Annotated in this window: 10 protein-coding genes and 3 tRNA genes; 6 read left to right on the plus strand and 7 right to left on the minus strand. The window is 55.5% G+C overall.

The genetic code is table 11. The features are described from left to right. Nucleotides 1–30: 30 nt before the first annotated feature. From rlmM to AC2TE5_RS18300, 4 genes are all read right to left on the minus strand, one after another. Nucleotides 31–1,131, minus strand: a complete 1,101-nt coding sequence (rlmM, locus tag AC2TE5_RS18285) for a 23S rRNA (cytidine(2498)-2'-O)-methyltransferase RlmM (RefSeq protein ID WP_121424556.1) — start codon at nucleotides 1,129–1,131, stop codon at nucleotides 31–33. Beyond that, nucleotides 1,124–1,519 (minus strand): DUF423 domain-containing protein, encoded by a 396-nt coding sequence (locus AC2TE5_RS18290; RefSeq protein WP_023309031.1) that lies wholly within the window; start codon nucleotides 1,517–1,519, stop codon nucleotides 1,124–1,126. The genes rlmM and AC2TE5_RS18290 overlap by 8 nt, the downstream gene beginning before the upstream one ends. A gap of 39 nt (nucleotides 1,520–1,558) precedes the next feature. Then, on the minus strand, nucleotides 1,559–2,476 hold the full coding sequence (gene gcvA / locus AC2TE5_RS18295; protein ID WP_023309032.1) for a glycine cleavage system transcriptional regulator GcvA: 918 nt from the start codon (nucleotides 2,474–2,476) through the stop codon (nucleotides 1,559–1,561). Nucleotides 2,477–2,825: 349 nt separating this feature from the next. Beyond that, nucleotides 2,826–3,053 carry a YgdI/YgdR family lipoprotein gene (locus AC2TE5_RS18300; protein ID WP_008499648.1) on the minus strand — a complete coding sequence of 76 codons (228 nt, stop codon included), beginning with the start codon at nucleotides 3,051–3,053 and terminating at the stop codon, nucleotides 2,826–2,828. 192 nt (nucleotides 3,054–3,245) lie between these two features. Here AC2TE5_RS18300 and csdA point away from each other — a divergent pair, with 192 nt between their 5' ends. Continuing rightward, on the plus strand, nucleotides 3,246–4,451 hold the full coding sequence (csdA, locus tag AC2TE5_RS18305) for a cysteine desulfurase CsdA (protein ID WP_484612144.1): 1,206 nt from the start codon (nucleotides 3,246–3,248) through the stop codon (nucleotides 4,449–4,451). Then, nucleotides 4,451–4,897, plus strand: a complete 447-nt coding sequence (gene csdE, locus AC2TE5_RS18310) for a cysteine desulfurase sulfur acceptor subunit CsdE (RefSeq protein ID WP_484612145.1) — start codon at nucleotides 4,451–4,453, stop codon at nucleotides 4,895–4,897. The genes csdA and csdE overlap by 1 nt, the downstream gene beginning before the upstream one ends. Here the strand turns inward: csdE and tcdA are convergent. Together tcdA and mltA are read right to left on the minus strand one after the other, a co-directional pair. Beyond that, nucleotides 4,888–5,694 (minus strand): tRNA cyclic N6-threonylcarbamoyladenosine(37) synthase TcdA, encoded by an 807-nt coding sequence (gene tcdA / locus AC2TE5_RS18315; protein WP_484612146.1) that lies wholly within the window; start codon nucleotides 5,692–5,694, stop codon nucleotides 4,888–4,890. The genes csdE and tcdA overlap by 10 nt on opposite strands. A gap of 75 nt (nucleotides 5,695–5,769) precedes the next feature. Further along, nucleotides 5,770–6,867, minus strand: coding sequence for a murein transglycosylase A (mltA, locus tag AC2TE5_RS18320; RefSeq protein WP_484612147.1), 1,098 nt, complete (start codon nucleotides 6,865–6,867; stop codon nucleotides 5,770–5,772). A gap of 208 nt (nucleotides 6,868–7,075) precedes the next feature. Between mltA and AC2TE5_RS18325 the strand changes: the two genes are divergently transcribed. The 3 genes from AC2TE5_RS18325 (at nucleotide 7,076) to AC2TE5_RS18335 (ending at nucleotide 7,394) form a co-directional block, all read left to right on the plus strand. Continuing rightward, nucleotides 7,076–7,152: transfer RNA gene (locus AC2TE5_RS18325), tRNA-Met, on the plus strand. Between the two features lie 44 nt (nucleotides 7,153–7,196). Further along, nucleotides 7,197–7,273 (plus strand) — tRNA-Met (locus AC2TE5_RS18330). A 44-nt stretch (nucleotides 7,274–7,317) separates the two neighbouring features. Then, nucleotides 7,318–7,394, plus strand: a tRNA-Met gene (locus AC2TE5_RS18335). Between the two features lie 88 nt (nucleotides 7,395–7,482). Here AC2TE5_RS18335 and amiC read toward each other — a convergent pair. Continuing rightward, nucleotides 7,483–8,736: an N-acetylmuramoyl-L-alanine amidase AmiC gene (gene amiC / locus AC2TE5_RS18340; RefSeq protein WP_134348866.1), complete on the minus strand. Its 1,254-nt coding sequence runs from the start codon at nucleotides 8,734–8,736 to the stop codon at nucleotides 7,483–7,485. 227 nt (nucleotides 8,737–8,963) lie between these two features. On the opposite strand from amiC, the gene argA reads away from it, so the two are divergent. After that, nucleotides 8,964–10,295, plus strand: a complete 1,332-nt coding sequence (gene argA / locus AC2TE5_RS18345; protein WP_063144705.1) for an amino-acid N-acetyltransferase — start codon at nucleotides 8,964–8,966, stop codon at nucleotides 10,293–10,295. Nucleotides 10,296–10,306: the final 11 nt, after the last annotated feature.

Consider the following 10,306-nt stretch of genomic DNA (forward strand, 5'->3'; position numbering starts at 1 on the left):
GCAGCGCCACCGGGCAAAACAAAGCACGCACTATCTCTCGTCGCGACGTCCGCCAACCGCAGCCCACCAGCGACGAATATGCACCGTCACCTCTTCACGGTCGTGATACAGCTGACGCGCCTGGATCTCTACGTTAATACCGTTTTCGTCCATTTGTTCCTGAATGTACGCCAGGTTCTGCGACACTTCCTCATAGCGCTTTTTCATCGGCAGCTTGAGGTTGAAAATGGTCTCACGACACCAGCCGTTCACCAGCCAGGAGGCCATCAGCGCGGCGACTTTTGCCGGCTTCTCAACCATATCGCACACCATCCACGAGATGTTGTTACGGTTCGGGCGATAGCGGAAACCGTCTTCACGCAGCCAGGTGACCTGTCCGGTGTCCATCAGGCTTTGCGCCATTGGACCGTTATCAACGGATGATACCCACATATTGCGTTTCACCAGCTGATAGGTCCAGCCGCCCGGGCACGCGCCAAGGTCGACGGCGTACATGCCGTTTGCCAGACGCTCATCCCACTCATCTGCCGGGATAAAGACGTGGAACGCCTCTTCCAGCTTGAGCGTGGAACGGCTTGGCGCATCGGACGGGAAGCGCAAACGCGGGATGCCCATAAAGAAGGGGGAGTTGTTGGTGGTGTACGAATAGCCTGTATAGCAGCAGCCCGGTGCGATAAAGAAGATATGCACCACCGGACGCTTCGGCGTTTCGTAGTTTGTCAGCACGCCCGCATCACGCAGCGCCGCACGCAGCGGCACGGTGAACTTACGGCAGAACTTCATCAGCTCTTTACTTTCGTTGGTATCCGCCACTTCAACGCGCAGATCGCCGCCCTTCTCCACCACGCCCTGCAGCATGCCGACAATTGGCGTGATGCGGTCTTCCGGCGGAAGATCCTTCAGCAGCTCACCCGCAACAAACATCTGGCGAGCGAAGATCAGCGAGCTGAACGGCAGCTCGCGCGCCAGCTTGTCGGCGTCTTCAGGCTGATAGCACTCGAATACCACATAGCCCGCGTTTTCTTTTACTCGGGCGAAACCGAAGACTTCGCGCTTCGCCGCTTTATCGGTAATTTCCGCGGCGCACTCTTTCTCAAACCCCGGGCGACAATACAAAACAACCTTATTCATGAACAACGCCCTTGCGTTTCAGACGGATAGCTCCGATAAACATTAATACCCAACCCGCCAGGAAGCTGAAGCCGCCGACAGGTGTAACGAACGCCCACAGGCGCAGATGTGAGAGCGCAAGGCAGTACAGGCTACCGCTGAACAACACGGTACCCAGCGCCATAAACACGCTGCTCCAGTAAAACCAGATACTGATACGACGCTGCATCGCCACCGCCAGCCCAAAAATAGCCAGCGTGTGGAACGCCTGATATTCAAGGCCGGTCTGGATCCAGCCCATCTCTACTGCGCCCAAAGACTTGCTTAATACATGTGCGCCAAAGGCGCCCAGTGCAACAAAAATAAAGCCACTCACCGCGGCAAAAATCAGCATGAATCGGCTGGTCATGTTTAAGTCCTGAATTGATGCGTGCCCGGCACACAAACGTTATTGCTCATACCTGAAGCGGAATTTTTCTTGCTCGGTTGCCGCTTTCGCCAGTATCCACTGCCGGAAGGCGGCTATTTTACCCAGTTCTGCCTGACTGTCATGACAAACCAGATAAAACGCATTCTTGCTGACCAGTACATCATTAAAAGGGCAAACCAGGCGGCCTGCCTCAATTTCGGACTGCGCCATGACGTTGTTCGCCAACGCCACGCCCTGCCCGTGAATGGCAGCCTGTAACACCATCGCACTGTGGCTAAAGATGGGTCCCTGCTGCACGTTTATATGTGTAAGACCTAATTGACGGGTATAAGTTTGCCAGTCGCGGCGAGAGGCATCATGCAAAAGCGTATGCTGAGCCAGGTCAGCGGGTGACTTCAGCGCCTTTTCACCTGTTAACAACAGGGGAGAACAGACCGGCAGGAGATATTCTGCGTATAATTTCTCAACACGCAAGCCCGGCCAGTTACCGCGACCATAAAAAATGGCGACATCCACGTCATCGGCCAGCTTGTCCTCCTGGCGATCTACCGCCTGGATTCGAACGTCGATCCCCGGATAAGCTGAGTTAAAGCTTGAGAGTCTGGGCACCAGCCAATGAATGGCAAAACTGGGCAATAAACTGACAGTCAGGGCACCTTTTGCACTGCGAGCCTGCAGCTTACGCGTGGCTTCCGTAAGCTGGGAAAAAATCTCTTTAATATCCTGAAAATAGCTCTGCCCCTCTTCGGTCAACAGCAACGAACGGTTGCGTCGACGAAACAGCTTAAGGCCCAGAAAATCCTCCAGAGACTTGATTTGGTGACTTACTGCGGCCTGTGTCACAAAAAGCTCATCTGCTGCGCGGGTAAAGCTCAGGTGACGTGCTGCTGCATCAAAAACACGTAATGCATTGAGGGGTGGCAATCGCTTTGACATGGTTATCTGGCTTAGATGTTAACGGATTTTAACAAACAGGAAACAACGTTTAACCTATTAGTTTTTTTTATCTGAGCCATTATAATTTGTCCGTTGAGGAACTACCAGCAAATACCTATAGTGGCGGCACTTCCTGAGCCGGAACGAAGAGCTTTTTTCGGAATGCGTGTTCTGAAGGGCTTTTGGCTTACGGTTGTGATGTTGTGTTGTTGTGTTTGCAATTGGTCTGCGATTCAGACCACGGTAGCAACGCTACCAATTTTTCACTTCCTGTACATTTACCCTGTCTGTCCATAGTGATTAATGTAGCACCGCCAATTTGCGGTGCTTTTTTTTCGCCTGCGATCCGTTAGTGCTCGATCTCTTTCATCTCTTTCACGTCCGTGCGGTTGATCTGCTGCTTGTTCCCGTTAGCATCTTTGTACGAAATCATCCCGGTATCATTATCGGTAGTCGGTTTCCCTTCCGAAACGATAGAACGACCATCGTTGGTGTGCATCACGTAGTTGTTACCAGAACACGCGCTCAGGGCAAAAGTAAACGCACAGGCAGAAATGATTGCAGCTGTCTTATTCATGATTATTCTCCTTTAGCAATTAATGCTATTCAAACCTCGATTTATAACAGGCTAAAACATCCGCCTAACACTATTTAGCATAACCTGCTTTTTTGAGGTCGTAAGGATAAGCAGACAATTCTGATAGATATCAACCTCCTTGCCCTGCCGCTGAAATTGCGCGACGATCGCTATATTGAAATGAGGAATCCCATGAACGCTTTCAGTCCTGCGCAGTTTCGCGCACAGTTTCCGGCCCTGGCCGATGCCGGTATTTACCTGGATAGCGCCGCCACTGCCCTTAAGCCACAGGCGGTGATTGAGGCCACGCAGCAGTTCTACAGCCTGAGCGCAGGGAACGTGCATCGCAGCCAGTTTGCCGAAGCGCAGCGATTAACCGCGCGCTACGAAGCCGCACGCGATCAGGTCGCGCGCCTGATCAATGCCGAAAGCGGGAAAAACATCGTCTGGACGCGCGGCACGACAGAGGCCATCAATATGGTGGCCCAGTGCTACGCGCGCCCGCTGCTTCAGCCGGGCGATGAGATCGTCGTCAGCGAAGCGGAACATCACGCCAACCTGGTGCCATGGCTGATGGTGGCCGAGCAAACGGGTGCACGCGTGGTAAAACTCCCACTGGGTGCAGACCTTCTGCCCGATGTGGCCCGTCTCCCCGAGCTGATTACTCCCCGCAGCCGCATTCTGGCGCTCGGACAGATGTCGAACGTCACGGGAGGTTGCCCGGATCTGGCTCAGGCCATTCGCATGGCCCATGCCAGCGGGATGGTGGTGATGGTTGACGGCGCTCAGGGCGTGGTGCACTTCCCCGCTGATGTGCAGGCGCTTGATATCGACTTCTATGCCTTCTCGGGACATAAGCTCTACGGTCCAACCGGTATAGGGGCGCTGTACGGCAAGCCAGAACTGCTGGCAAAAATGACGCCGTGGCTCGGTGGCGGCAAAATGATTACCGAAGTGTCGTTCGATGGCTTCAAAACGCAGGACGTACCCTATCGTCTGGAAGCCGGTACGCCGAACGTGGCGGGAGTGATTGGCTTAAGCGCGGCGCTGGAGTGGCTGGCTGAAACCGACATTGTCCAGGCTGAAAGCTGGAGCCGGGGGCTGGCGACGCTGGCAGAGGAAGAACTCAAAAAGCGCCCGGGATTCCGCTCGTTCCGCGTTCAGGACTCCAGCCTGCTCGCCTTTGATTTTGCGGGCGTTCATCATAGCGACATGGTGACGCTGCTGGCCGGGTACGGCATTGCCCTGCGTGCCGGACAGCACTGCGCCCAGCCGCTGCTGGCGGCGCTCGGCGTTAACGGTACGCTACGCGCCTCGTTTGCGCCGTATAATACCCAAAGCGATGTCGACGCGCTGGTTGCCGCCGTTGACCGCGCCCTTGAAATACTGGTGGATTAATGACTAGCGCTGCTTTAGCCGGACATCCGTTTGGCACGGTCGTCACAGAAGAGACCTTAAAACAGACCTTCGCCCCGCTCCAGCAGTGGGAAGATAAATATCGACAGCTGATCCTGCTGGGTAAACAACTCCCTGCCCTTTCAGACGATCTCAAAGCGCAGGCGAAAGAGATCGCAGGCTGTGAAAACCGCGTCTGGCTGGGCGTGAGCGTCTCCGGCGAGAAGCTGCACTTCTTCGGCGACAGCGAAGGCCGCATCGTCAGGGGCCTGCTGGCCGTATTGTTGACCGCTGTGGAAGGGAAAAGCGCGGCGGAATTGCTGGCACATTCGCCGCTGGCGTTATTTGATGAGCTTGGGCTGCGCGCGCAGCTCAGCGCCTCGCGCGGTCAGGGGCTGATCGCGCTCAGCGACGCGGTACTGGATGCCGCACGTCAGGCTCAGGCCTGACGTTCCGCCTTCGCCATCATTTTCTTGAGGGCATGAGACACCGCCACAAAGCCGAAGGAGGCGGTCACCATGGTGGCCGCACCAAACCCGGAGGCGCAATCCATTCGTTTTGGCCCTTCCGCCGTGCTTTTCATTGCGCAGACTGACCCGTCCGCCTGCGGGTAGACCAGCGCTTCGGTCGAGAACACGCAGTCGACGCCCAGCTTGCCTTTGCTGTTCTTCACCACGTTAAAGTCGCTCTTCAGGCGTTCGCGCAGCTTGGCAGCCAGCGGATCCTGAATGGTTTTCGCCAGATCGGCCACCTTGATCTGCGTCGGATCGATTTGCCCGCCCGCGCCGCCCGTTGTGACCAGCGGCACCTTGTAGCGACGGCAGTATGCGATCAGCGCCGCTTTTGGCCGCACGCTGTCGATAGCGTCAATCACATAGCTGTAGCCTTTGCTCATGTACTCCGCGACGTTATCTGCCGTCACAAAGTCATCGATCACCGTCACGCGGCACTCCGGGTTGATCAAACGGATACGCTCCGCCATGACCTCAGATTTCGCCAGACCGACGCTATCGCGCAGGGCGTGGATTTGACGGTTGGTGTTGGTGACGCAAACGTCATCCATGTCAATCAGCGTGATTGCGCCAATACCGGTTCTCGCCAGCGCTTCTGCCGCCCACGACCCCACACCACCAATGCCCACGACGCAGACGTGCGCATCCGCAAACAGCTGCAGGGCTTTTTCACCATATAAACGTGCCGTTCCGCCAAAACGCTGGCGCCAGGCGTCGCTGATTACCACAGACATAAAACCTCAGATGTAAAAAGGGTGAGGTTTTCCTCACCCTGAACAGTAATCCGTATTGCGCTCAGAATACCACAATCAGCCGCTGAATACGTTTCCAGCACCCGGCGCCGCCTTCAGTACCCACACGCGTCCGTAGTGGTTATACCAGCCCGCGCGATGGCCTGCGTCAGGGCCAATACCCTGGTAGATGTCGAAGTGCTGGCCTTTAATCGCCCCGCCGACGTCCAGCGCCACCATCAGACGCAGCTCATACTGGCCGTTGAACTTGCCGTTATGGTCCAGCAGAGGAACCTCAGCCAGCAGCGTGGTGCCTGCAGGAATAATCGAACGATCCGATGCTACCGACGCGCGGCCAATCAGCGGAACGGCACTCGCCCCTTTCACCGGCGCGAAGTTTTGCGGTTTGAAGAAGACGAACGACGGGTTCTGCTCCAGCAGCTCACGCACCTCGGCTTCGCTGTGTTTCTCACCCCACTCGCGGATAGCCTGCATCGACATGTCTTCTTTCTTCACTTCGCCGCGGTCGATCAGCACCTTACCGATGCTGCGATAGGCGTGGCCGTTTTTACCGGAATAGCTGAAGAAGTTAAGCGGCGAACCGTCGCCAAAATCAATATAGCCGCTGCCCTGAACGTCCATGATGAAGTTATCCATCAGGGAGTTGCTGTAGGCCAGAACGTAGTTTTCGCTCAGCGCACCGGCGTAGATCTCAGCACGAGACGGCAGACGACCGCGTTTTGGCGGCATACGGTAAATAGGATACTGGAACTCGCCCTGACGGGAGTGTCGCGCCTGGATAACCGGGGTGTAATAGCCGGTAAACTGAACGTTGCCGTAGTTATCGGCCCCTTCCATCTGCCAGGCATCGATACCAAACTGGCGCATGTTGCGCGTATCGCCGCCTGCTTTCAGCCAGTCCTGGACCGCGCTATAAACACTGTTCTGTGAGCTATACAGACGCGGCGACGCGTTGCGGATCTGGTAGACCTGCTCGGAGAAATCACCGGCATTAATCGGTGCGCCGACAGCATCAGGCTGATTAACTAAAGAGAAAGGCTGGGATAACTTCCCGTCTTTATACTGTTGACCGCGATCGGTCGGTTTGGAAGAACAGGCCGCAAGAATCGCTACCATTGCGCCCGCCATCAGATACTTCGCCCAACGTCCTTTCATTATATCTCGTCTTTAAGTTGCCCATTTCCGCGTGATGAAGATAACAAACCGCCAGGGCTAATGAAATGCGATCGCATGCCCTTTGGCAAATTTTGCGCAAAAAATAGTCCAAACAAAGCCATGTCGTTCAATTTGCATACAAAATCATGATTTATGTGAAAAAGGGGTTGCATCACAAACCTATCCGAGTATAGTGCGCATCCACGGACGCGGGGTGGAGCAGCCTGGTAGCTCGTCGGGCTCATAACCCGAAGGTCGTCGGTTCAAATCCGGCCCCCGCAACCAATTAAAATTTGATGAAGTATCTTCTACGACTGTAGAAAGACGGACGCGGGGTGGAGCAGCCTGGTAGCTCGTCGGGCTCATAACCCGAAGGTCGTCGGTTCAAATCCGGCCCCCGCAACCAATCAAATTTGAAGAAGTAAGTTTCTACACGAGTAGAAAGACGGACGCGGGGTGGAGCAGCCTGGTAGCTCGTCGGGCTCATAACCCGAAGGTCGTCGGTTCAAATCCGGCCCCCGCAACCAACACTTCTAAAAACAATAAACACCCTTAAGGGTGTTTTTTTGTATCTGTCGTTTGTGAATTTGCCGGGCGTTTACCCGGCTGAAAGATTTACCCGCGTCGCGCCAGCGTCGCCCCGTCAGAGAAATACGCCCGTATCCCCGCCAGAATCGACTCCGCCACTTCCTGCTGGAATTTTGCCGTCTTGAGCTTGCGTTCCTCTTCAACGTTACTGATAAACGCGGTTTCTACCAGAATCGACGGGATATCCGGTGCCTTGAGTACCGCAAACCCGGCCTGTTCAACGCTGTTTTTATGCAGCTTATTGATATTGCCCAGCTTGCCCAGCACCGCTTTACCAAACTTCAGGCTGTCGTTAATGGTCAGCGACTGCACCATATCGAACATAGTGTGGTCGACGTAGCGGTCGCCGCTTTTGCTCACGCCACCAATCAGGTCAGAGGCGTTCTGGCTGTCAGCCAGGAATCTTGCTGCGGTACTGGTCGCGCCTTTGGTTGAGAGGGCAAACACCGACGAGCCGCTTGGCTGGCGGCTGGTAAACGCATCCGCATGGATCGACACGAACAAATCGGCGCGCTGCTTCTGCGCTTTCGCCACCCGGACCTTCAGCGGAATAAAGACGTCTTCATTGCGCGTCATATAGGCGCGCATATTGCCTTCTTTATCAATCAACGCTTTCAGGCGACGGGCAATTTGCAGCACCACGTCTTTTTCACGCGTGCGGTATTTCCCCACCGCGCCGGAATCTTCGCCGCCGTGGCCTGGATCGAGCATGATCACAATCGGACGATCGCGCCCTGCTTTCCCCGGCTGCGGACCACTTTGCGCAGGTGGAACCTGACGCTGCAAATCGCCCTTGTTGTAATCTTCCAGCAGGGCAAGAAGCGGATCCTGAATATCCGTCGCATTGGCCGGGTAGAGATCCATCACCAGGCGCTCTTTGAAGGTCGCAACGGGCGCCAGGGCAAACAGCTGCGGCTTAACGTTCTGCTTCAGCTCAAACACCATGCGCACGGTTTGCGGATCAAACTGCCCGACGCGCGCCGATTTAATAAACGGATCGTCTCCGCGGATCTGCGCCGCCATCCCTTTCAGCACGGAGTTGAGGTTAACGCCTTCGAGATCCACCACCACGCGTTCCGGGTTGCTGAGGGCAAATTGCTTATATTTCAGCACGCGGTTGGATTCGACCGTCACGCGCGTATAGGTCGACGACGGCCAGACGCGCACCGCGACCACCTGACTCGTGGCGGCAAGACCGACCTGACTGACGCTAAGCAACCACATTGCCCCGGCCCCTTTTAACAAACGGCGGCGGCTTATTGCTGAATTGGATCCCGACATGCTTCTCCCGAGCAAGAACACTGACTGATATATAAAATGTCCAAATTGACCGAAAACTTTAACGAATGACGCATAAACTGTCATCTATAAAAGGGTAAACAATCATACGCTAACGCACGGATTACTTACCAATTTCTGTGGGTCGCGGAAAATTTGCGCTTGCACACGCGACCACAATCGAATAAAAATACAGAAATTACGAATAAGCATTCATTAAGGGTTGTGCCATGGTGAAGGAACGTAGAACCGAACTGGTCCAGGGATTCCGCCATTCTGTTCCCTATATCAACGCCCATCGGGGAAAAACGTTTGTCATCATGCTTGGCGGCGAAGCCATTGAGCATGAAAATTTTTCCAGCATCGTCAATGACATTGGCCTGCTGCACAGCCTCGGGATCCGCCTGGTGGTGGTGTATGGCGCGCGTCCGCAGATCGACGCCAACCTGGCCGCTCACCACCACGAGCCGATTTACCACAAGCATACCCGCGTTACCGATGCCAAAACCCTTGAGCTGGTGAAACAGGCGGCGGGTCTGCTGCAGCTGGATATTACCGCGCGTCTCTCCATGAGCCTGAACAATACGCCGCTGCAGGGGGCGCATATCAACGTCGTGAGCGGAAACTTTATCATTGCCCAGCCGCTCGGCGTGGACGATGGCGTGGATTACTGCCACAGCGGCCGCATTCGTCGTATTGATGAAGAAGCTATTCATCGCCAGCTGGACAGCGGAGCCATCGTGCTGATGGGCCCGGTCGCCGTTTCCGTGACCGGCGAAAGCTTTAACCTGACGTCCGAAGAGATTGCCACGCAGTTGGCGATCAAGCTGAAGGCGGAAAAAATGATTGGGTTCTGCTCTTCCCAGGGCGTCGTGAATGATGAAGGAACAATCGTACCGGAACTCTTCCCGAACGAAGCTCAGGCTCGCGTAGAGGCGCTGGAAGCCGAAGGCGATTACCACTCCGGCACCGTCCGCTTCCTGCGTGGCGCCGTGAAGGCCTGCCGAAGCGGCGTGCGCCGCAGCCACCTGATCAGCTATCAGGAAGACGGGGCCCTGCTGCAGGAACTGTTCTCCCGCGACGGTATTGGTACACAGATTGTGATGGAGAGTGCTGAGCAAATCCGCCGCGCCACCATCAACGACATCGGCGGTATTCTGGAGCTGATCCGCCCGCTGGAACAGCAGGGTATTCTGGTGCGTCGCTCACGCGAACAGCTTGAGATGGAGATCGACAAATTCACCATTATTCAGCGCGATAACCTGACCATAGCCTGCGCCGCGCTCTATCCGTTCCCGGAAGAGAAGATCGGTGAAATGGCCTGCGTGGCGGTGCATCCTGATTACCGCAGCTCTTCACGCGGCGAAATGCTGCTTGAGCGCGTGGCGGTACAGGCGCGCCAGATGGGGCTAAGCAAGCTGTTTGTCCTGACGACGCGCAGCATTCACTGGTTCCAGGAGCGCGGATTCACGCCGGTGGATATCGATTCTCTGCCGGAAACGAAGAAAGAGATGTACAACTATCAGCGTCGTTCAAAAGTGCTGATGGCCGATCTGGGATGATACGACGCCCT

Source organism: Enterobacter sp. N5-15 (assembly GCF_057221635.1).